Source organism: Sphingomonas sp. Leaf242 (genome assembly GCF_001422045.1).
In the GTDB taxonomy this organism is placed as follows: domain Bacteria; phylum Pseudomonadota; class Alphaproteobacteria; order Sphingomonadales; family Sphingomonadaceae; genus Sphingomonas.
The window spans coordinates 701,198-724,125 of the sequence record NZ_LMLW01000008.1 but is presented as its reverse complement, the minus strand read 5'-3'; the positions used below and the strand labels follow the sequence as shown (position 1 = coordinate 724,125).

Here is a 22,928-nt window from a genome sequence, read left to right as displayed (position 1 = left end):
GCGGAAAGGGCGCGACATTGAGGACCGGGTTCACCAGATTGCTGATCGCCACGGCGGCGTTCGCGATGCCGTCGTCGGCATGGGCAGCCTGCACGGTCGCCGATCCCGCCTCGACCGCGCTCGGCACCTTTTCGCCCAATGCGCTGCTCGGCGGCGCGCCACCCTATGTACCGGTACTGGGAGGGTTCGACTGCCCCGCCACGACGATCTCGCTGCTGTCCGGTAACTTCCTGCGCGCGACCGTCACGAGCGCGGACGGCTTCAAGCTGACCTCGACCAACCCCCTGAATACGGTCACCGCGAAATACGTCATTGCCGCGGATGGCGCGGGCGCGAACCCGTTCACCGCGGGAACCCCGTTCGTCTACATGAACGGTACGCTCGTCAACCTGCTCGGGCTGCTCGGCGGATCGGCGCGCAACGTGAAGGTCTATGTCCGTCCATCGTCCGCCGCCGCGGTCGCGCCGGGCACCTACAAGGGCAATTTCAAGATCGCCTGGGAATGGCGCTTCTGCGATCTGCTCGGCGCGCTGGGACTCTGTGTCGGCACTCTCGACGCCAGTCCCACGACGATTCCCGTCGCCAACGTGGCGGTGACGATGATCGTCACGGCCAAGCCGTTCACCGTGTCGATCGTCACGCACACGACATGGGATCCCCAATCCACGACCGGCAACCCGCGCGCGATCCCAGGCAGCAAACAGCGTACGACGATCACGCTCACCAACCCCGATATCATCGCGATCGATGCCAATTCGCTCAACATCGTCCTGCCGACGCCGAACCGCGGCGCCGTGGCGCTCGACGGCGACGGCACCGCGTCGCCCACCTTCGTCAAGACTGCCGAGGGATCGCCCGCCTCGTCGCTCGCCGTCACCTATAGCACGCCTGCGAGCACCACCGACGATGTCGATTTCTCGGAGAACGGCGGCACCAGCTGGACCTACGATCCGACCACGACGCCGAAGGCGGTCACCAACGTCCGCGTTCGCCCACGCGGGACGATGGCGGCGGGATCGAGCTTCAGCGTGTCGCTGCCCTACGTCCTGTTCTGAACCCCTGCCTGATCCGCCGTCTGATCGGGTTGCGGCGCCGCAGGATCGGTCCCGACGATCGACGGCAGCGACCCGACCAGTTCCATCTTGGTCGCGGTCGTCCCGACCTCGATCCCCGCCTCGCGGAACTGGCGGAGCAGCGTGAACAACAACTCGCTGCGGATCGGATAGGCATCGCGCGGGCTCGCCACATACGCGAAGCAGTTGAACTTGGCGCGCCCCGCATCGATCGAATCGATGAAGACCTTGGCTTCGGGATCGTCGAGCACCTCGTGCTTCTCGGCGAATGCGGCGAACAGCATCGCCCGCACCGCATCGAGATCCTCCTCGAGCGGTACCGAGAATTGCAGCTGGATCCGGCCGATCGGCGCGGCCAGCGTCATGTTCTGGATCGTCTTGGTGATCAGTTCCGAATTCGGCACGATCAATGTCGAGCGATCCGCCACCTGGATCTCGGTAGAGCGCACGTTGATCCGCTTCACGTCGCCCTCCATGTTGCCGATCCGGACGAGATCGCCGATCTTGACCGGGCGCTCGGCGAGCAGGATCAGCCCCGAGACGAAGTTCTGCGTGATCGCCTGAAGACCGAAGCCGATCCCGACCGACAGCGCCCCAAGCACGACGGCCAGCTTCTCCATGCCGATCCCGAGCGCGCCGAGCGACCACAGCACCGCGGCGATGATTCCCGCATAGCGCGCGACCATCGTCACCGAATTCTGCGCGCCCGCGTCCATCGCGGTGGTCGGCAGATAGCTGTTCACCAGCCAGTGCTGCAGCCCGCGCATGATCGCCAGCGCGACGAACAGCACGACCAGCGAGCGCAACACCGCGCCCGGCGAGATCGTGACCTGGCCGACCGTGATACCGTTCGCGACCGTCCCGAACAGCTCGAACGCCGAGCCGACGCCCGCCCCGAACGGCGCCATCACCGCGCCGACCGCAAGCAGGATCAGCAACAGCCGCAGCACCGCCGACAGCAGCACGCCGATCTGGTCGACGGTCTTGTTGTCGACCCCGAACCCGCTGTTCGCCGAGCGCCCGAGACGGTTGCCGCTCGACAGCAACGTCCGGCACGCATCGTCGGTGAAGGTCATCATCAGGTACAGCGTCGCACCGACGATCGCCCCCCACAGCAGCCACGTCGCAACCTTGAACGCGAAATTCACGTAGCCGATCAGGCCGGCGATCAGCGTCACGAGCAGGACCAGCCAGACCAGCGTCGCGACGATCGCGAGCAGTGTGTTGCGCGCGGGCTTGGTCGGGTCGGGCAACGCCGCGGCGCGCAACCGGCCGAGCGTCACCAGGATTGCGCCGAGCACCATGATATGGAGCAGCGCGACGGCCGCGTTGGCCGCACTCGACGCGGGCGCGCTGATGCCGATCAGCAGGTTGGTCGCGATCAGCAACTGCCCGAAGAAGATCAGCGCCGCCGCCATCCAGCTATACGGCCGAAGCGCCTGCGCCGCGGCATCGCCGATCGGCAGCAACCGCCACGTCGACTGACCGCGCAACAGCAGCGCGCCGCCGAGCGACGACACGAACGCGCAGAACCACGCCAGGCCGACGAAGATCGCGCCGAACCGGCTCCAGGCGGGCGAGACCAGTCCGCCCCAGCGTAGCGACGCGACGATTGCCCAGGCGGCGAGACCGGGTAAAGCGGTGCCGATCACCACCAGCCAAAACGCATAGGCCGAGCGTCGCAGGCGACCGCCGGGCGCATGGTTGGTCGCGTAGCGGCGGCCGACACGGTGCAGCCAGCCCCGCAGCGGCACGACCAGCACCAAAGCGGTGAGGATCCCGACCAGCAGGCCGGTCACGGCGTGCATGCCGAACCGCGACGAGAACTGACGCACCTCGGTATTGACGAACCGCATCAGCCGCGCGGAATCACGCGGCAGGTGATCGACGATCGCGGCCCACAAGGTCGGCGACAGCGGCGAGCCGGTGTTTTCGGACAATTGCTGGCCGAGTTCCTCCGCCTCGGCAGCACCGATGTCGTCGATCTGCTGCTTGGCTTCGATCCCGATGAGGCGCGCGCGCTTGATCGCCGAGTCGATCGCCGACTGGCTCTGCGCGAGGAGCTTGCGTTGCTGGCGGATCTCGGGCGCTTCGACGACGCCGGGGGTGGCGGCGCCGAGTTCGGTCACGCGCGCCTGGACCAGCGCCATCTCCGGGGTGAGCGTGCGGACCGCGTCGGCGGCGGTCGCCTGGACCGCCTGCGCGCGATCCCGCAACGCCTGCCGCGCCTTGTCGTCACGCGCCGCGGGCGTGGCGTCGTCGATCGCCTGGAGCTCGGCCGAGGCTTGCGTCAGGCTGGCAGCGACGGTCGCGACCTTGGGCTCGTCCTGCGCGATCGCGGGGAGCGCGGTTATCAGGAGGAGGAGTGCGGCGAGGTAACGGAGGAGGGTCATCCGGGGTGCTGTACAGCGATGGGGCGGGAAACGGGAGGGGTGCAGAGATCGGGTTGGGACGCAGCACGGCCGCCGCTGTTTTCGGGAGTGGCTCAGGATGAGCGCTTGCCCATCACACGCCCAACTCAACGAAGAGATATACCACCCCGGCGAAGGCCGGGGTCCAGTTGGAAAGGTCGCAGTAACCGAGCGGCGACCTCGATCACCAGCCGCTCCCAACTGGTCCCCGGCCTTCGCCGGGGTGGAGTTAGGGGGACGCAAGCGCGCGCATACGATCGTCACCCGTACACCCTTGTTCTCCCGCGAAGGCGGGAGCCCAGACTGGGTCCCCGCCTTCGCGGGGAAACAGAAGCGCGGGTCCGTTTCCGTAAAGTCGCTACGAGGAACGCACGCCCTCCCCCCCTTTCCGTCACCCCGGCGGAGGCCGGGGCCCACCGGTCCGCATACTCAGCTCTATCGGACGTGCGGAACGGTGGATGCCGGAACGAGTCCGGCATGACGGCCGCGCGCGCTCAGTCGAGTTCGAGGATCACCTGATCCACCGCCAAACTATCCCCCGTCTTCGCCGCGACCGACTTCACCACGCCGGTCTTCTCGGCGCGAAGGATGTTCTCCATCTTCATCGCCTCGACCACCGCGAGCGGCTGCCCCGCCTCGACCCTATCACCTGCCGCGACGTCGAGCCGCACCAGCAACCCTGGCATCGGGCAGATCAGGAACTTCGACAGATCAGGCGCCACCTTCTCGATCAGGTGCGCGGTGTAGGGCGCCACGCGAGCGGGCAGCACGCGGGCGACATGGCTTGCGCCGCGGGTTGTCAGCTTGAAACCCGCGCGGGCCTTGGCGATACGGATCGTGAGATGCTCGTCGGCATCAGGCCCATGGCCGTCCGCGACCACCATCCGGTCGCCCGGCGTGTATTCGAGCGCCAGGTCGAGGTCTTCGCCATCGACCGCGATGCCATCGGTCGACACCGTCACCGCGTGATCGACTTGGTCGATCGTCACCACCCAGTCGGCAGGTGGACGGAGACGCTTGCCGAGCTGCCCGTCGATCCGGCGTGCACGGTCGGCTTCTGCCGTGGCCGCGAAGGCGGCGACCGCGGCGAGCGTCCTCAGCAGTTCGGCGTCGGCGGGGGCGCCGTGGAAGCCCTCGGGATATTCCTCGGCGATGAACCCGGTGGTGAGCGCACCCGACTGGAAGCGCGGATGCTGCATGATGGCCGAGAGGAAATCGATGTTGTTACCCGGGCCTTCCAGTTCGAACGCGTCGAGCGCGGCGATCTGCGCGGCGATCGCGCCGTCGCGGGTGGGAGCCCAGGTGATGAGCTTGGCGATCATCGGGTCGTAGAACATGCTGACCTCGCCGCCCTCGCGGACGCCGTCATCGACACGGACGCGGGGTTCCGCGGACTCCGCCACCCCTTCCCCGTTCGTGCTGAGCGAAGTCGAAGCACCTCCGCTCAGGGCGAACGGGAGGGGCGGATTATAGCGGACCAAGCGACCGATCGACGGCAGGAACCCGCGGTACGGGTCCTCCGCATACACCCGGTTCTCGATCGACCAGCCGTTGAGCTTCACGTCATCCTGCGTGAACCCGAGCGGCTTCCCCGCAGCGACTCGGATCATCAGTTCGACCAGATCCAGCCCGGTAATCTCTTCGGTAACAGGATGCTCGACCTGGAGCCGGGTGTTCATCTCGAGGAAGTAGAACCCCTCCCCCGTCGTGTCCGCGCCAGACACGATCAGCTCGACCGTCCCCGCCGAATAATAGCCGACCGCCTGCGCCAAAGCGACCGCCTGCTCGCCCATCGCTTTCCGCATGGCAGGCGTCACGAAAGGCGACGGCGCCTCCTCGACGACCTTCTGGTGCCGCCGCTGGATCGAGCATTCGCGTTCGTTCAGGTAGACGATGTTGCCGTGCTGATCGCCGATCAGCTGGATCTCGATGTGGCGCGGCGATTCGATGAACTTCTCGATGAACACGCGGTCGTCGCCGAAGCTTGCGAGCCCCTCGCGCTTGGTCGCCTCGAAGCCCTCGCGGACGTCCTGTTCGCTGTACGCCAGCCGCATGCCCTTGCCGCCGCCGCCGGCCGACGCCTTCATCATCACCGGATAACCGATGCCGCCGGCGATCTCGACCGCGTGATCGGTGCTGTCGATCTCGCCGAGATAGCCCGGCACGACGTTGACGCCCGCGGCCTTGGCGAGCTTCTTCGATTCGATCTTGTCGCCCATCGCGGCGATCGCGTTGGGTGGCGGGCCGACGAACGCGATCCCGGCCTCGGCGCAGGCCAGCGCGAAACTCTCGCGTTCGGAGAGGAAGCCGTAGCCTGGATGGATGCAATCCGCGCCGGTTTCCTTGGCGGCGAGCAGGATCAGCTCGGCCTTGAGATAGCTTTCGGCGGCAGGCGCGGGCCCGAGTCGCACGCTCTCGTCGGCCATCAGCACATGCGGCGCGCGCGCGTCGGCGTCGGAATAGACCGCGACGGTCTTGATGCCCATCGCCTTGGCGGTCCGCATGACGCGGCATGCGATCTCGCCCCGATTGGCGACCAGGATTTTCTTGAACATCACTCGTGTTCCACTCGCTTTAAATATGCAGTCCGTTCGCGGGTGAGGCGTGCAAGACACTGCCCGGCGATCATCGGTTCACCGGATCCGCCCCTCATTTCCTGGCCTTCGACGGCGCATTGCGCATCGCGATACGCAATCCAGGCGCGCTGGGCGGCGGTCAGCGCCGCCATATAGGTCGGCGCACCATCCATTGGGTTCGCTTTGTCGAGATCACGCCGCCGGGCCAAAGTTCTGCGCCACTGAGCGTTCAGTTGCGCATCAGCCTTATCGTAATCCTCATACGCGCACCGCGTCATCGTCGATTGATCGAGCGGGTTGGCACAGGTGTTGGGAGGCATTCCCCCAACCTGTGCCAGAACGATCGCGACGACTCCGATCACTCCGCCGCGGCCCGCATCGGTTCGGCGCCGACCATCGGCTTCATGCCGAGCTTCGCCAGCAGCGTCGCATCCGCGCTGTCGCCGGCGTTGCCGGTAGTGAGCAGCTTGTCGCCGGTGAAGATCGAGTTCGCGCCCGCCATGAAGCACAGCGCCTGCGTCGCCTCGGACATGCTCTCGCGCCCGGCCGACAAGCGCACCATGCTGAGCGGCATCGTGATCCGCGCGACCGCAACCGTCCGGACGAACTCGATGTCGTCGATCTGCGCCATCGGCGTGCCGGCGAGCATGTCGCCGAGCGGCGTGCCCTTGACCGGGACCAGCGCGTTGACGGGGACGCTTTCGGGGTGGCGCGGCAGCGTGGCGAGTGCGTGGACGAAGCCGACGCGGTCGCTGCGCGTCTCGCCCATCCCGACGATCCCGCCGCAGCAGACCGAGATCCCCGCGTCACGCACGTTCGCGAGCGTCTCCAGCCGGTCGCCGAAGGTGCGCGTGGTGATGACGTTGCCGTAATTCTCCGGCGAGGTGTCGATGTTGTGGTTGTAGTAATCGAGGCCAGCGTCGGCGAGCTGCTTGGCCTGATCCGCGTCGAGCATGCCGAGCGTCATGCACGTCTCGAGCCCCATCGCGCGGACGCCCTCGACCATCGCGACGACCTTCGGCATGTCGCGCGGCTTCGGGTTGCGCCACGCGGCGCCCATGCAGAAACGCTGCGAGCCGGCGGCTTTCGCCTGCGCGGCGTCCGCTAGGACGGCGTCGACGTCCATCAGCTTTTCCGCCTTCAGGCCGGAGTCGGACGACGCGGACTGCGAGCAATAGCCGCAATCCTCGGGGCAGCCGCCGGTCTTGATCGACAGCAGCGTGCAGAGCTGCACCTCGCCGATCGCATGGTGCGCGCGGTGGACGGTCTGCGCGCGGAACATGAGTTCGTCGAACGGGAGGTCGAAGAGCGCGGCGATTTCGGGGCGGGTCCAGTCGGTGCGGACGCCCGGCGCAGCAGTCGCAACGGCGGGGTCTGCGACGGGGGGACGGAGGAGGGTTTCGATCATCATGCGGCCTTTGGTCTCTGGTCGTTTCGCGTCGTCGCATAGCGCGTGCGCGCGGCGGCGTAACTGGTGGGGGCTGTCACTTGGCCGCCATCGCACGCTTGACGCGCGCTTCGAGCTCGGGCCCGCCGCCGTCGCCGAAGCCGTAGGCGGTGTGGACCTGCCGCCCCTTGGCATCGAACAGATAGACGCGCGGGATGCCGACCTTGCCGTCGGGGATGTCGCGGATGTCCTTGCCGATGATCTGGCGGTACGCGTCGACGTCCGCGGCGACGTAATCGATGTCGCTCATGCCGGCGCGCTGCAGGAACTGCGCGATCGCGGCGGGCGGTTGGGTGCGATCGGGACTGCCCTCGCTGCGGTTGATGTAGAGGAAGTTGTAGCCGCTGCCGAATTCCCTGCGCATCTTGTTCAGATACGGGGCTTCGGCGATGCACGGCGGGCACCAGCTCGCCCAGATCGAGACGAGGGTGGGCTTGCCCGGCTTGATGCGCGATCCGAGCGGGATCGGCTTGCCCTCGCGCGTCTTTACCATGACTTGCGCGATCGTAGAGATCGAGCGGCCGGTGGTCGGCGCGGTTTCCTGCGCCATAGCGGGCGCGATACTGAAAGCGGTCAGCGCCATTGCCAACACCGTGGTGCGCATGTTCATACCCGTTCCTCTTCCGGGGCCATGTTATGACCGAGGAGTTTCAACACGTCCTCGGCGGCCTGGATCAGGTTGGTGCCGGGGCCGAAGATCGCCTGGACCCCGGCATCGCGCAGCGCCTGATAATCCTGTGCGGGGATAACGCCACCCGCGATCACCTTGATATCGGCGCGGCCGGCCTCGCGGAGGTAGCCGATCAGCTCGGGGATCAGCGTCTTGTGGCCGGCGGCGAGGCTCGAGGCGCCGACGATGTCGACATCCTTTTCGAGCGCGAGCGCGGCGGCTTCGGCGGGGGTCTGGAACAGCGGGCCGGGGACGATCTCGAAGCCCAGGTCGCCGAACATCGACGAGACGAGGTTGGCGCCGCGGTCGTGGCCGTCCTGGCCCATCTTGGCGACCAGCATGCGCGGCTTGCGACCCATGCGGCGCTCGGTCGCCTCGACGCCGTCGGTGAGGCGGGTCCAGCGCGCGTCGTCCTCGTACGCGCCGCCGTAGACGCCGGAGACGGGGGTGGGCTGCGTGCCGTAGCGGCCGAACACGTCCTCCATCGCGGACGAGATTTCGCCGAGCGTGGCGCGGGCGCGGGCGCACTCGACCGCAAGCGCGAGGAGGTTGTCGGAGCCTTTCGCACCTTCCCGCAACGCATCGAGCGCGGCGCGGCACGTGGCTTCGTCGCGCGTGGCCTTTACCCGCTCGATGCGTTCGATCTGGCCTGCCCTCACCGCGACGTTGTCCACGTCGAGGATCTCGATCGCGTCCTGTTCGGCGAGTTTGTACTTGTTGACGCCGACGATGACGTCCTCGCCGCGATCGACGCGTGCCTGGCGGCCGGCGGCGGCTTCCTCGATCATCGCCTTGGGCCAACCTGCCGCGACCGCCTTCGCCATGCCGCCTTCGGACTGGATCCGCTCGATCAGGCTCCACGCGCCGTCGACCAGCGATTGCGTCAGGCTTTCGATATAATAGCTGCCACCCAAGGGATCGACGACCTTGGTCATCCCCGTCTCTTCCTGGATCACGATCTGCGTGTTGCGCGCGATCCGTGCGGAGAAGTCGGTCGGCAGCGCGATCGCCTCGTCGAGCGCGTTGGTGTGGAGCGACTGCGTGCCCCCCAGCATCGCCGCCATCGCCTCGATCGTGGTGCGCATGACGTTGTTGTACGGATCCTGCTCGGTGAGCGAGACGCCCGACGTCTGGCAATGCGTGCGCAGCATCTTCGAGCGCTCGTCCTGCGCGCCCAATTGCGTCATCGCGCGGTGCCAGAGGACGCGGGCGGCGCGGAGCTTGGCGATCTCCATGAAGAAGTTCATGCCGATCGCGAAGAAGAAGCTCAGACGCCCGGCGAACTTGTCGATGTCGAGCCCGCTCGCGACGCCGTACTTCACATATTCCATGCCGTCGGCGATCGTGAAGGCGAGCTCGTGGAGCTGCGTCGCCCCCGCCTCCTGCATGTGATAGCCGCTGATCGAGATGCTGTTGAACTTGGGCATCTCGCGGCTCGTGTAGCCGAAGATGTCCGAAATGATCCGCATGCTCGGCTCGGGCGGGTAGATGTAGGTGTTGCGGACCATGAACTCCTTGAGGATGTCGTTCTGGATGGTCCCGTCGAGCAATTTCCGGTCGACGCCCTGCTCCTCGCCGGCGACGATGAAGAAGGCGAGGATCGGGATCACCGCGCCGTTCATCGTCATGCTGACCGACATCTTGTCGAGCGGGATGCCGTCGAAGAGGATCTTCATGTCCTCGACCGAGTCGATCGCGACGCCTGCCTTGCCGACATCGCCGGTGACGCGGGGGTGGTCGCTGTCGTAGCCGCGGTGCGTGGCGAGATCGAACGCTACCGACAGGCCTTTCTGGCCGGCGGCGAGGTTACGGCGGTAGAACGCGTTCGAGGCTTCGGCGGTGGAGAAGCCGGCGTACTGGCGGATCGTCCAGGGGCGACCGGCGTACATCGACGCGCGCACGCCGCGGGTGAAGGGGGCGAAACCGGGGAGGCCGGGGTCTTCGCGCACGTCTTCCGCGGTGTAGAGCGGCTTGACGTCGATGCCTTCGGGAGTCGGCCAGGTGAGGTCGACGCCCTTTACTTCCTTGGCGGCGAGCGCCTGCCAGTCGGCGAGCGCGGGGTTCGGTTTGTCAGTCATGCGGAGAACACCACCCCGGCGAAGGCCGGGGCCCAATTGGAAAGGTTGCTGTAACGGAGAGTAGCACCAACCAATGGGTCGTTGCCCAATTGGGCCCCGGCCTTCGCCGGGGTGGTGGTTAGAAACGCCGGGGTGGTGTTGGAGGCGGAGGTCACTTCCCCGTGAACACCGGCTTGCGCTTCTCCAGGAACGCCCGGCCGCCCTCCATCGAGTCCGCCGAGCCCCGCGCGGCGCGCTGGTTCGCTGCTTCCGCCTGCATTGCGGTCGCGTAATCCGTCTCGTACGCTGCGGTAATCGCCCGCCGCATCAACCCCAGCGCAACCGTCGGCATCGCCGCCAGCCGCTCGGCCAGCGCGAACGCCTCGGCATCAAGCGCGTCGTCCGCGACGACCTTGTGGACCATTCCCCAGTCGAGCGCCTTGGCCGCCGGAACCCGCTCGCCGAGCATCATCATTTCCGTCGCCCGCGCCTTGCCGATCAGCCGCGGCAGCATCCACGACGCGCCACCGTCGGGCACCAGCCCGATGTTCACGAACGCCTGAAGGAAATACGCGCTTTCGCTCGCGACACAGAAATCGGCGGCGAGCGCGAGGCTGCACCCGATCCCCGCCGCCGGCCCGCGTACCGCGCTCACCACCGGCACCGACAGGTCGGCGAGCGCCGTCATCGTCGGGTTATAGCTGCCGGTCAGCGCCGCGAACGTCGCCTCGCCCGGATTGTCCGAACCAAGCGCCCCGCCTCCGACATCCGCCCCCGAACAGAACGCGCGACCTGCGCCCGCAATCAGCACCGCCCGCGCACCATCCAGATCGCCTAGCGCCGCACGCAACTCCTCGAACATCGCCGGCGGCGCGGCGTTCAGCCGGTCAGGCCGGTTCAGCATCAGCACCAGCACGTCGCCGCGCCGTTCGCTCAGGATATGCTCGTACGCGGCCATCAGATCTCTCCTAGTGCGCGCCGGTATCGCCCGGCGTCTCCATCAACTCGACGAGCATGCCGCCAAAGTCCTTTGGGTGAACGAACACGATCGGCGTGCCATGCGCGCCGATCCGCGGCCCGCCCAGCACGGTCGCGCCCTTCGCCTTCAGGTCGGCAACCGCCGCATGGATATCCGCCACCTCGAAACAGACGTGATGCTGCCCCCCCGCCGGATTCTTGCGCAGGAAGCCGGCGATCGGCGAACTCTCGTCATACGGCTCGATCAGCTCGATCTGCGTATTGGGCGCATCGATGAAGCACACCTTCACCCCCTGCGCAGGCAAATCGAACGGTTCGCCGATCGCGGTCGCACCGAGCAGCAGGCGATACGTTTCGACCGACTTCGCGATCGATGGTGTAGCGACCCCGACGTGGTTGAGGCGGCCCAGCATAGCACTCATCCTTCTATCCTGGGCTGGTCGGGCATGCGGCGCGCCATCGCGGCGCCCTCGATTATTCCCTCGAGCCGGCTGACTCGGTCGCGCAATGCGCCATGTGCCTCGGCCAGCCGCGCGAGCCGATCGCTCTGCGCGTGCGCGGCGTCCTTCATCATCCGCAGATCCTCCTGCATGAGGAGAACTGTGCGCATCGCCTTCAACGCATCGCCGATCACGCTCACGGACGCGACTCCTCGCCGGCGAGGATCGCGTCGACGGCATGGTTGGCGCGCTCGATCGCGGCGATGGTCTCGCGAATATCGGCACGCATCGACGGCACGGCAGCCTCGACTTCCCGGACCAGCAGCGCCAGCGCGGCCTCCTCGTCCGCCTCGCCCGCGACCAGATAGCGCGTCGACGCCTCGCGGAGGACGTGACCCACCGATTTCCCATTGCTCGCGGCAAAGGCATCGAGCGCCGCCTTGTGGTCAGGCGAGGTCAGAAACGTCACGCGTTCGGTCTGCATGTCACGACTCCTTATCATGACATGATAATGTGCAAGTAGAACGGATACAATGATCCATCACTGTGCCGGCTCTGCTCCGGGTTTAGCGGGCGGCGGGACAACGCCGAGCGTATAACCACAGACGCCGAGCACTTGCCGCACCATCGCGTCGCCTTTCGGCGCGACGAAGTTGGCCTGCACCGCGAAGTTGGCGCCGTTGGTCGTTTCGACCCGCAGCGTCTTCGCTTTCACGAGGAACGTCGTCAGCTTGGTGATTGCCTCGGGATCGGCGATGTACGTACCAGTCCCCGGAAATTGCCAGTTATAAGTGAACGCCGGCCCGCCATCGAAGCGCACTGCCACCGGCTTGTCGGCGCCCGACCCGAGCGGCTGCGGCTGGATGAACTGGATCGAGACGATTGGCTCGGAGGCGACATCGCACTTGACGACGAACCGCGAGAGCCCGTCATTGCCGGTCACCGACGCGGAAATGCTGCGCACGCCCGCCGGGTTGGCACGGTCGGCGAGCTTCCAGACCGGCGCGGGCGCGACGATCGCTGCTTGGAGCAGAAGTAGACCGAGCATCACGCGACCACCATAGGCGTGCCGGCAAGCACGGCGCGAAGACCGGCTTCGTCAGGTCGCTGAACGGGCGTCGCCTGCTTCATGGCGACCTCGACCTCGATGATCGTCGTCGCGTTGGCGATCGCCTCGACGGTGAGCGAAGCGGAAGGTTTGTTGTGCATCCTTGTCTCCAGCGCATGAACGCCCGGCGTCACGGTGAGCGCGGCGAAGCGCGGGCTCTTGAGCTGCGTCCGCACCTCGCCGTCGAGATACACGTCGACACCAGCCAGCTTGCCGACAAAGCCGCGACGGAAGACGATCAATCGCGCCGAACCATCGACCACTGGGGCCAGCGCCGCTTGCCGGGCATCGCCGCTCGCAAGCGCAACACGCCTGTTGCCGGCGAGCCCGAGATAGATCGCCCCGGCTACCACACCCAGCGAGAGACCGATGATCGGCGACGGCAGCGGCTGACCGCTTCGTCCTGCCGCGGCGGCTGCGAAGAAGGCCAGCACGAACGACGTGAGCATCGCCACGCCGAAGACGATGCCGACGAATATGAGCTGTTTCGACAGTGGCAGTTTCTTCAAGATCGCCTCCCGAGCGACTGGATCGTCACAGCGGGATGTTATCATGCTTCTTCCACGGATTCTCCAGCGCCTTGCCGCGGAGTTTCCGTAGGCCGAGCGCGATGCGGCGGCGGGTCGAGTGGGGCTGAATCACTTCGTCGATGAAGCCCTTCGACGCGGCGACGAAAGGGTTCGCGAACCGCGCCTCGTATTCCGCGGTGCGCTCGGCGATCTCTTCCGGAGTCTTGCCGCGGAAAATGATCTCGACCGCGCCTTTCGCGCCCATCACCGCGATCTCGGCGGTCGGCCATGCATAGTTGAGGTCGCCGCGCAGGTGCTTCGACGCCATCACGTCGTACGCGCCGCCGTAAGCCTTGCGCGTGATGACGGTGATTTTCGGCACGGTCGCCTCGGCATAGGCGAACAGCAGTTTCGCGCCGTGCTTAATGATGCCGTTATGCTCCTGCGCGGTGCCGGGCAGGAAGCCGGGGACGTCGACGAAGGTCACGATCGGGATCTCGAACGCGTCGCAGAAGCGCACGAACCGCGCCGCCTTCTTCGAGCTGTTGATGTCGAGCACGCCGGCGAGCACCATCGGCTGGTTCGCGACGAAACCGACCGTGCGGCCTTCGATGCGGCCGAAGCCGGTGATGATGTTGGCAGCATGCGCCGGCTGAGTCTCGAAGAAATCGCCTTCGTCGACGGTCTTCCGGATCAGCTCGTGCATGTCGTAGGGCTGGTTCGCCGACGCCGGGATCAGCGTGTCGAGGCTCTCCTCGATGCGGTCCCATTCGTCTGCGGTCGGGCGTTCGGGCACGCCTTCGCGATTGGACGACGGCAGGAAATCGAAGAAGTCGCGCGCGGCAAGCAGAGCTTCGATGTCGTTCTCGAACGCGTTGTCGGCGACCGACGTCTTGGTGGTATGCGTCACCGCGCCGCCGAGCGCTTCCTGCGTCACGACCTCGTTGGTCACCGTCTTGACCACGTCGGGGCCGGTGACGAACATGTAGCTCGAATCCTTCACCATGAAGATAAAGTCGGTCATCGCGGGGGAGTAGACTGCGCCGCCTGCGCATGGTCCCATGATGAGCGAAAGCTGCGGCACCACGCCCGAGGCGAGCGCGTTGCGCTGGAATACTTCGGCATAGCCGCCGAGCGAGGCGACCCCCTCCTGGATGCGCGCGCCGCCGCTGTCGTTGAGGCCGATGATCGGCGCGCCGACCTTCATCGCGCTGTCCATCACCTTGCAGATCTTCTGCGCATGACGTTCGCTGAGCGACCCGCCGAACACGGTGAAATCCTGACTGAAGACGAACACGAGGCGGCCGTTGATCGTGCCCGAGCCGGTGACCACGCCGTCGCCGGGGATCATCTGGTCCTGCATGCCGAAATCGACGCAATTGTGCTCGACGTACATGTCGAGCTCCTCGAACGAACCCTCGTCCAGCAGCACGTCAAGGCGCTCCCTTGCGGTGAGCTTTCCCTTGGCGTGCTGCGCTCCGATCCGCTTGAGGCCTCCGCCGACTCTGGCGGCTTCGCGGCGGCGTTCAAGCTCTTCGATCGTCGATGACATCGTCTCTCCGTCCTGTTGCTGGCCTTCACAGAGCGGGAGGCTTCGCGCAAATGCAATGTTGCAAAGTTGTACGGAGCATGTTTGCAAACTAGGTAGAGGCATGACCCTTCCCGCGCGTCGCCTCTTCGTCGGACACCGCCTGCGCGACCTGCGCCGCGTGCTCGGGATCAGCCAGGCGGCGATGGCCGCGCGGATCGGGTTGTCGGTGAGCTACCTCTCGCAGATCGAGAATGGCGATCGCCCGGTGACGGAGGGCGTGCTGATCACGCTGGCGCGCGAGTTTCCGGCGGACTGGGGCAGCATCGATGCGGCGGACGATACCGCGCTGCTGATCGCGACGCTGGAGGCCGTTTCGGACACAAGCGTCGAGGCGCCCGCACTCGACGAGACGGCGGTGCGGCGTGCGGTGAAGCACCAGCCGCTGTTGGCACAGCGGCTGGTCGCGATGCACGATGCGTACCGCCGCGCGCAGGAGCAGTTGCGCGCGCTGGACGACCGGCTGGTAGCGGGGTCTGGGGCGCCGGGGTTGCTGCCGTGGGAGGATGTGCGCGACTGGTTTCATGCGGCGGGCAATTATGTCGATGCGCTCGATCGCCGCGCGGAGGAGATCGGCGAGGCCTTGGGCGGGGACCGGGTTGAGGCGCTGGAGACTCGGCTGGCGGCAAGAGGCGTGTCGGTCGCGATCTCGGGCGCGCTGGCCGCCCCGTTGCGCGATTACGACGGCGCGACCTTGCGGTTGGACGGTTCGCAGCCGGGCGAGACGACCCTGTTCTCGCTCGCGCACCAGGTCGCACGGCATGAGTTCGGTGACGTCATCGGCGGGATCGTCGCGGCGTCCGAGATGGCGTCGGAAACGGCACGCGCGTTGCTGACCGCGGGGCTGACCAATTACGCCGCGGGGGCGATCGTCATGCCCTACACCCGCTTCCGCACCGAGGCGCGGAGCGTGCGACACGACATCGACCGGCTGCGGCGGATTTTCGGGACGAGTTTCGAGCAGACGTGCCACCGGCTCTCGACGTTGCAGCGACCGGGCGCGCTGGGCATCCCGTTCTTCTTCTGCCGCGTCGACATGGCTGGGAACATCACCAAGCGTCACTCCGCCACGCGATTGCAGTTCGCGCGGTTCGGGGGAGCGTGCCCGTTGTGGATCGTCCACGAGGCGGTGGCGATTCCCGACCGCATCCTGACGCAACTGATCGAGACGACCGACGGCATCCGCTACGTCTCGATGGCGAAGGGGCTGGTGAAGCCGTCTGAGACGTACACGCGACCGGCGCGGCGCTATGCGGTGGCGCTGGGGTGCGAGGAGGCGAACGCGTCGGAGTTCATCTATGCCGATGCGCTGGGGACGGGCGGGATCGCGACGCCGATCGGGTCTTCGTGCCGGGTTTGTTTGCGGACGGACTGCGACCAGCGGGCATTTCCACCGGCGGCGAGTAGGATACGGGTCGATCCCGACCGGCGCGGCGCGGTGCCGTACGATGTAGTGTGACTCGCAGACCCAATGCACCACCCCGGCGAAGGCCGGGGCCCAACTGGGGTACAGCGATAACGAAGGACCGCGAGCCGTTACTTCCGACATTCCACCTGGGCCCCGGCCTTCGCCGGGGTGGTACGTCCGCCGTGGTAGTGGTCTCGATCAGGCCGCCGCCGCCGGGTCCTTCGGAAAGAAATGCTCGACGACGCTGTTCGCCAGCCGCGACGGCCTGAGCGTTTCCGCATCCAGGCAGCACCAACTCGACTTTACCTCGGCCAACACATCCTCACCGCGCTTGATGATCGTCTCGTAGAACGCGCGCGCGCCCTGGACCTTCTCGAGCAACACCGTCGCGATGACGTCGTCGTCGAGGAAGGCCGGTTTGCGATACGTGATCTCGTGCTTGAGCGCGACCCAGAGATGCCCCGCTACAGCCTCGGCAGGCGCGAGGCGCTGCCAATGGTCGATCACCGCGGCCTGTACCCACTTCAGATAGTTCGCGTTGTTGACGTGACCCATGAAGTCGATGTCGGCCGGCTCGATGCCGATGGCGTAGGTATGGGGAATCGCTGTTGTCACGCCCGATATATAGCACGCGAACCTGAACATAGCGATGACGGCACGGCTTAGATACCGACAATAAACGCTATTCCGGATGCGTCGCGGGCGCCCTAGCATCCGACCTGCGCCCGCCTCTTGTGTTGCCCAAATACAACACCATCTTTTGGCCAACACCGAACCAATCCCACAGGAATTCGTCATGAACATCGACAAATTCACCGACCGCGCGAAGGGCTTCCTGCAATCCGCGCAGACCGTCGCGATCCGCATGAACCACCAGCGAATCGCCCCCGAGCATCTGCTGAAGGCACTGCTGGAAGACGAGCAGGGCATGGCCGCCGGGCTGATCGCCGCAGCGGGTGGCGACGCCAAGCGCGCGACGTCGGAGACCGATCTCGCGCTGGCGAAAATCCCGGTCGTGTCGGGCTCGGGTGCGCAGACCACGCCGGGGATCGACAACGACGCGGTCCGCGTACTCGACCAGGCCGAGCAGATCGCGAGCAAGGCGGGTGACAGCTTCGTCACCGTCGAGCGGCTGCTCGTGGCGCTCGCGCTGTCGCTCAACACCGCCGCGGGCAAGGCGTTGAAGGCCGGCAGCGTGACGCCCGAGGGGCTGAACACCGCGATAAATGGGCTGCGCCAGGGCCGCACTGCCGACACCGCGGGCGCCGAGGATCGCTATGACGCGCTCAAGAAGTTCGCGCGCGACCTCACTCAGGCAGCGCGCGACGGCAAGCTCGACCCGGTCATCGGTCGCGACGAAGAGATCCGTCGCACCATCCAGATCCTCGCGCGCCGCACCAAGAACAACCCCGCGCTGATCGGCGAACCCGGCGTCGGCAAGACCGCGATCGCCGAAGGGCTCGCCTTGCGGATCGCCAATGGCGACGTTCCCGATACGCTGAAGGACCGCCGGCTGATGTCGCTCGACCTCGGCTCGCTGATCGCGGGCGCGAAATATCGCGGCGAATTCGAGGAGCGGCTGAAGGGCGTGCTCGACGAGGTGAAGGCCGCCGAGGGCGACATCATCCTGTTCATCGACGAGATGCACCAGCTGATCGGCGCGGGTAAATCCGAGGGCGCGATGGACGCGGGCAACCTGCTCAAGCCCGCCCTCGCGCGCGGCGAACTCCACTGCGTCGGCGCGACCACGCTCGACGAATATCGCAAGTACGTCGAGAAGGACCCGGCGTTGCAGCGGCGGTTCCAGCCCGTCATGGTCGGCGAACCGACCGTCGAGGACACGATCTCGATCCTGCGCGGGTTGAAGGAAAAGTACGAACTTCATCACGGCGTGCGGATCACTGACGGCGCGATCGTCGCCGCCTCGACGCTGTCGAACCGCTACATCACCGACCGCTTCCTGCCCGACAAGGCGATCGACCTGATGGACGAAGCCGCGAGCCGCATCCGCATGGAGGTGGAGTCGAAGCCCGAGGCGATCGAAAATCTCGACCGGCGGATCATCCAGCTCAAGATCGAACGCGAGGCGTTGAAGCGCGAGACCGACGACGCGTCGGTCGACCGGCTCGACACGCTGGAGGGCGAACTCGTCAATCTGGAGGAGCAATCCGCCGAGCTGACGACGCGCTGGAAGGGCGAGAAGGACAAGATCAACGCCGAGGCGCGGGTCAAGGAACAGCTCGATGCCGCGCGGCTGGAGCTGGAGCAGGCGCAGCGCTCGGGCGATCTCGCCAAGGCAGGCGAGCTTTCCTACGGGACGATTCCCGGGTTGCAGCGCCAGCTCGACGAGGCGGCGGGTGCGACCAAGGGCGCGATGCTGCGCGAGGAGGTGACCGCGGATGATATCGCCGGCGTGGTCAGCCGCTGGACCGGCATTCCGGTCGAGCGGATGCTCCAGGGCGAGCGCGACAAGCTGCTCGCGATGGAGGCGACGATCGGCAAGCGCGTGATCGGCCAGGCGCACGCGGTGAAGGCCGTCTCGACCGCGGTCCGGCGGGCGCGCGCGGGATTGCAGGATCCGAACCGGCCTTTGGGCTCGTTCCTGTTCCTCGGACCGACCGGCGTCGGCAAGACCGAACTGACCAAGGCACTCGCGGAATTCCTGTTCGACGATCCGTCGGCGATGGTCCGCATCGACATGAGCGAGTTCATGGAGAAGCACGCCGTCGCCCGGCTGATCGGCGCGCCTCCGGGCTATGTAGGGTACGAGGAGGGCGGCGTGCTGACCGAGGCCGTGCGCAGGCGGCCGTACCAGGTGATCCTGTTCGACGAGGTCGAAAAGGCACATGGCGACGTGTTCAACGTGCTGTTGCAGGTGCTCGACGACGGGCGGCTGACCGATGGCCAGGGGCGCACGGTGGATTTCAGCAACACGCTGATCATCCTGACGAGCAACCTCGGCAGCCAGTATCTGGCGAACATGGCGGAGGGCGACGACGTGTCGTCGGTCGAGCCGCAGGTGATGGAGATCGTCCGGTCACATTTCCGGCCGGAGTTTCTCAACCGGCTCGACGAGGTGATCCTGTTCCACCGCCTCGGCCAGTCGCACATGGCACCAATCGTCGACATCCAGGTATCGCGCGTCGACAAGCTGCTCGCCGACCGCAAGATCATCCTCGACCTGACCGATGCCGCGCGCGCGTGGCTCGGCCGGGTCGGCTACGACCCGGTGTACGGCGCGCGGCCGTTGAAGCGTGCGGTTCAGCGCTATCTGCAGGACCCGCTCGCCGACATGATCCTGCGCGGCGAGGTGAAAGACGGTTCGACCGTCAAGATCGACGAAGGTGATGGCAAGCTGGTGCTTCAGGTCGCCTGAGCCGTCTTCGAAAAACAAAAAAGGGGCGGCAGATCGATGATCCGCCGCCCCTTTTTCCTGGTCCCGAAGGATCGCTTACATGTCGATGGTCAGACCAACGAACAGGTAGCGACCCGCGCCTTCGAAGATGCCGGGATAGGTGTTGCCGTTGCCGAACGAGCCGATCGGCGTGGCTGACGAACTGAGAATCGGAGGAGACTTGTCGAACACGTTGTTCGCGCCGGCCCGGAAGGTGAACTTGTCCTCGACCCGTACCGTGGCGGCTAGGTCGAAGTAGCTCTGCGCCTTGATACTTGCGTCAAGCGGGAAGAAGCTGTTCGCCAAATCAGCATTGCTGCTGGTATTCTCGAACTTCGTCTTCGAGAGATAGCGCCAGTTGCCCGAGAGACCCACGCCGTTCGGTGCCGTGTAGGTCAACCGCACGCTGTGGCGCCACTTGGACTGCGGATACCCGCACTGCGCGCCAAAATAGCCTGCACAATCGAACTTGGCGCCAGCCTTATCCGACTCAAACTTGTCGGTGTAAGTGCCGTTTGCCGCGAGCGCGAAAGTACCGATGGTGCTCGTCCGCAGCGTGTAACCGAGTGACGCATCTATCCCCTGGGTGGTTAGCGAACCGGCGTTGACGTTGGTATCGACGATAAAGCCGCGGGTGGTCTGGAAGAGCGAACCATTGGCATCGCGATTGATCGCGCCGCACAGCGCAGCGTCGCCAGTCTGAAGGCACTGGTTGATGATGGTATCTGCACCGATAACCCCGATGATGTCCTTCACCTTGATCCGGAACGCGTCGACCGATGCGGTAAAGCCCGGGAGGAACGTTGGCTGGATGATCACGCCTGCGGTGAACGTGTCGGCCTTCTCGGGCTTCAGGTTCGGGTTGCCGCCGATCAGGCCGTTGTACTGATCGGAACTGTTGGCGTCGATGCCACCAAACTGCGCTGCAGTGACGCCAGTGAGGGCACACTGGGCTGCTGTAAAGCCGTTATTTGTATTCGTTTTACCGCTGACACGGCGAACACCATCGCTCCCGACCGTGACACCACCGGCGCAGGGATCGGTAGCACCGTCGATCTGAACCGACTGGCTGACGAACAACTCCTGCACGTTAGGCGCACGGACCGCGCGGTTGTAGCCGCCACGGAAGCGGATGTCGCGGACTGGCGCCCAGACGAGTTCGCCCTTGTAAGAAGTTACCGAGCCGGCAGTGCTGTAGTCGGAGTAACGGAAACCACCGTTGACCGTGAGCTCATGCACAAACGGACGTTCGCTGACGAGAGGCACCTGAAGCTCGGCAAAGGCTTCCTTCACATTGTAGCCACCGCTGATCGGCAGGGTGGGGCCACCCTGGCCGGCGAGGTCGCCCGTCTGGAACGCCTGATCCACCTCGAGCGACAGCGACTCTTCGCGATATTCGGCACCGACGTTCAACGCGATGCCCTCGGAGGCGAACGGCGACTGCACACCGTATTCGCCGCCCTTGAAGGTAAGCGAGCCGCTGACGATCTTCTCCTTGGTCTGGCCCTGCTGGAAGCCGCTCTGCTGCACATAGGCCAGAGCTTCCGGCGTGATCCGAGCCGCACCGAAGATGTTGAGCGGAACGCACGCCGGGTCGGAGCCGTCGATGACCGACCGGCAGGTAGGAACACCGCCGGGGCCCGCGATCACGTCGAGCGCGCGGGTCGTCTTGTTGATCGAGAACTCGTTGCGATACACCTCGTTGAAGATGGTGCTGCCGAACTGGCCGTAGACGTCATAGGAGATACCCTTGGCGATATCGCCCCGTGCACCAGCAAGGATGCGATACGAGGTATGGCGCAGATCGGCCTGTCGCCCGCCACCTTCGACGTTGCGACGCCCGATGTTGACGGCAGCGCGATTATAGGGGGTGCCGTCTGGGTTCAGGAATACCGCAGGTACGCCCGTAGCACCCGCCGCTGTGCCGGCATCGGTAAGCAGGTTCGTTGCACGGCAGAAGGAAGCGACCTGGGCCGCTGACAACAACGGGTTGTTGCAGTTGAGCGACGTCGTATTGCTGAAGTCGCCCGACGGTGCGATCTGCGCCACGGTGCGATCGTCCATGAACATGAATTCGGCATACGGCTTGAAAGCGCTGCTGACTTCGTAGTTCGCAAGGAAGCCGGCGGTGTACCGCTTGTCCGGACGCTGATAATAATTCAGCGGGTTGGCATTGTAGAGCGACGTCCCGGCGATCAGGTTGCCCGCGCTGTCCAGCGTCAGGTTGCGGGGCAGCCCGTCACGTGCACCGAGCGTAAAGTTGGCAGGGAATGCAGTTTGCGATCCGCCACAGACATACTCGTTGCCGGCAGCCGGCACGTTCAGTCCGCACGAGCTGTAATCGCGGTCGCCCTGGACGATCGCGCCGATCTTGCGATACCCCATATAGCCGACTACGTGGCCGCGGCCGTCGCTGGTAGCGGCGCCGATCTTGAGGTTGACGTCGAATTGGGTGCCGTCGAAGGCCTGCCCGCTCGGCGCCGGATACCCGCTCGCAGCCGACAGCGCCTGGAAGCGCTTGCTGCGGTTGTTGTGGTTGTAGATTCCGCCCGTCGTATCGAGGCTGACGCCTTCATACTGGTCGTCGAGGACGAAGTTGACCACGCCGCCGACTGCGTCCGAACCATAGACCGAGGAAGCACCACCCGTCAGTACGTCGACGCGCTTGATCAGCGACGCAGGGATCACGTTAAGATCTGCGGCCGAGCTGGTCGAGACGGGATCGCCCGGCATTAGGCGACGACCGTTCACCAGCACCAGCGTGCGCTGATCGCCGAGGTTGCGCAGGTTGGCGGTGGCGGTGCCGTTCGAACCGTTCGAAACAGACGAGCTCTGCGACGCGAAGGCCTGCGGCAGGCTGTTCAGCACATCCTCGATACGGCTGGAGCCGCGCAGCTTGATTTCTGCCGAGTTTACGACGGTGATCGGGCTCGCCGAGGTCAGGTTCGGGTTGGAGATACGCGAACCGGTAACGACGATGTCGGCACCGCCAGCCGTACCCGCAGCGGCCGGGTCCTGGCTCGGCGTGTTGGAGACGGCCGGGGTCGTCGCTGCAACGCTGTCGTCGCTGGTCGCGCCCTGCGGCGCGGGAGCCGGTGCCGGCGTGGTCTGCGCGAAAGCTGGCAGAGCGACGATCGCGCCTGCGATCATCGTCGACGCCATCAGGCAGTCGCGGAACATATGGTTGCGCATGGTTATCTTGATCCCTTTTGAATCGGCGAATGTTTCCGCCCGATACGATCCATTGTGCGACCGCGTGGTCGCCGCTG

Annotated in this window: 18 protein-coding genes; 3 read left to right on the top strand and 15 right to left on the bottom strand. The window is 65.9% G+C overall.

Annotated elements, in window-relative coordinates; genetic code table 11:
• The first annotated feature begins 17 nt into the window (after window positions 1-17).
• Window positions 18-1,055 (top strand): protein CsuE, encoded by a 1,038-nt coding sequence (locus ASF09_RS11265; protein ID WP_147453213.1) that lies wholly within the window; start codon window positions 18-20, stop codon window positions 1,053-1,055.
• On the opposite strand, the gene ASF09_RS11260 is transcribed toward ASF09_RS11265, so the two are convergent.
• From ASF09_RS11260 to ASF09_RS11200, 13 genes are all read right to left on the bottom strand, one after another.
• Entirely contained in the window at window positions 1,040-3,466 is a 2,427-nt protein-coding gene (locus ASF09_RS11260; protein WP_060526258.1) for a DUF3772 domain-containing protein, read from the bottom strand. The two genes, ASF09_RS11265 and ASF09_RS11260, sit on opposite strands and share 16 nt — an antisense overlap.
• Window positions 3,467-3,978: 512 nt before the next feature.
• Window positions 3,979-6,042, bottom strand: coding sequence for an acetyl-CoA carboxylase biotin carboxylase subunit (locus ASF09_RS11255; RefSeq protein WP_156359319.1), 2,064 nt, complete (start codon window positions 6,040-6,042; stop codon window positions 3,979-3,981).
• Complete coding sequence (locus ASF09_RS11250) at window positions 6,039-6,422, bottom strand: lysozyme inhibitor LprI family protein (protein ID WP_060526256.1); 384 nt, start codon at window positions 6,420-6,422, stop codon at window positions 6,039-6,041. Before ASF09_RS11250 ends, ASF09_RS11255 begins: the two co-directional genes overlap by 4 nt.
• On the bottom strand, window positions 6,419-7,471 hold the full coding sequence (gene bioB / locus ASF09_RS11245; RefSeq protein WP_060526255.1) for a biotin synthase BioB: 1,053 nt from the start codon (window positions 7,469-7,471) through the stop codon (window positions 6,419-6,421). The genes ASF09_RS11250 and bioB overlap by 4 nt, the downstream gene beginning before the upstream one ends.
• A 73-nt stretch (window positions 7,472-7,544) precedes the next feature.
• A complete protein-coding gene (locus ASF09_RS11240) occupies window positions 7,545-8,117 on the bottom strand; it encodes a TlpA family protein disulfide reductase (protein WP_235529793.1) in 573 nt (190 codons plus the stop codon).
• Window positions 8,114-10,255: a methylmalonyl-CoA mutase gene (scpA, locus tag ASF09_RS11235; protein ID WP_060526254.1), complete on the bottom strand. Its 2,142-nt coding sequence runs from the start codon at window positions 10,253-10,255 to the stop codon at window positions 8,114-8,116. The genes ASF09_RS11240 and scpA overlap by 4 nt, the downstream gene beginning before the upstream one ends.
• A 151-nt stretch (window positions 10,256-10,406) precedes the next feature.
• Complete coding sequence (locus tag ASF09_RS11230) at window positions 10,407-11,192, bottom strand: enoyl-CoA hydratase-related protein (protein ID WP_060526253.1); 786 nt, start codon at window positions 11,190-11,192, stop codon at window positions 10,407-10,409.
• A gap of 10 nt (window positions 11,193-11,202) precedes the next feature.
• Window positions 11,203-11,625, bottom strand: a complete 423-nt coding sequence (gene mce / locus ASF09_RS11225) for a methylmalonyl-CoA epimerase (protein ID WP_060526252.1) — start codon at window positions 11,623-11,625, stop codon at window positions 11,203-11,205.
• Window positions 11,626-11,630: 5 nt separating this feature from the next.
• Window positions 11,631-11,852, bottom strand: coding sequence for a hypothetical protein (locus ASF09_RS11220; protein WP_060526251.1), 222 nt, complete (start codon window positions 11,850-11,852; stop codon window positions 11,631-11,633).
• Window positions 11,849-12,136 carry a hypothetical protein gene (locus ASF09_RS20320; RefSeq protein ID WP_060526250.1) on the bottom strand — a complete coding sequence of 96 codons (288 nt, stop codon included), beginning with the start codon at window positions 12,134-12,136 and terminating at the stop codon, window positions 11,849-11,851. Before ASF09_RS20320 ends, ASF09_RS11220 begins: the two co-directional genes overlap by 4 nt.
• Before the next feature lie 57 nt (window positions 12,137-12,193).
• On the bottom strand, window positions 12,194-12,700 hold the full coding sequence (locus tag ASF09_RS11210) for a hypothetical protein (RefSeq protein ID WP_060526249.1): 507 nt from the start codon (window positions 12,698-12,700) through the stop codon (window positions 12,194-12,196).
• A complete protein-coding gene (locus ASF09_RS11205) occupies window positions 12,700-13,269 on the bottom strand; it encodes a hypothetical protein (protein ID WP_060526248.1) in 570 nt (189 codons plus the stop codon). Before ASF09_RS11205 ends, ASF09_RS11210 begins: the two co-directional genes overlap by 1 nt.
• Before the next feature lie 25 nt (window positions 13,270-13,294).
• The gene (locus ASF09_RS11200; protein WP_060526247.1) at window positions 13,295-14,821 is read right to left on the bottom strand and encodes an acyl-CoA carboxylase subunit beta; all 1,527 of its coding nucleotides are present in this window, start codon (window positions 14,819-14,821) and stop codon (window positions 13,295-13,297) included.
• Window positions 14,822-14,921: 100 nt separating this feature from the next.
• On the opposite strand from ASF09_RS11200, the gene ASF09_RS11195 reads away from it, so the two are divergent.
• Window positions 14,922-16,316, top strand: coding sequence for a helix-turn-helix domain-containing protein (locus tag ASF09_RS11195; protein WP_060526246.1), 1,395 nt, complete (start codon window positions 14,922-14,924; stop codon window positions 16,314-16,316).
• Between the two features lie 147 nt (window positions 16,317-16,463).
• On the opposite strand, the gene ASF09_RS11190 is transcribed toward ASF09_RS11195, so the two are convergent.
• Window positions 16,464-16,880: an acyl-CoA thioesterase gene (locus ASF09_RS11190; RefSeq protein ID WP_060526337.1), complete on the bottom strand. Its 417-nt coding sequence runs from the start codon at window positions 16,878-16,880 to the stop codon at window positions 16,464-16,466.
• Between the two features lie 181 nt (window positions 16,881-17,061).
• On the opposite strand from ASF09_RS11190, the gene clpB reads away from it, so the two are divergent.
• Window positions 17,062-19,641 carry an ATP-dependent chaperone ClpB gene (gene clpB, locus ASF09_RS11185; RefSeq protein ID WP_060526336.1) on the top strand — a complete coding sequence of 860 codons (2,580 nt, stop codon included), beginning with the start codon at window positions 17,062-17,064 and terminating at the stop codon, window positions 19,639-19,641.
• A gap of 75 nt (window positions 19,642-19,716) precedes the next feature.
• Here the strand turns inward: clpB and ASF09_RS11180 are convergent, their stop codons facing one another.
• Entirely contained in the window at window positions 19,717-22,851 is a 3,135-nt protein-coding gene (locus ASF09_RS11180; protein ID WP_060526245.1) for a TonB-dependent receptor domain-containing protein, read from the bottom strand.
• Between the last annotated feature and the right edge of the window lie 77 nt (window positions 22,852-22,928).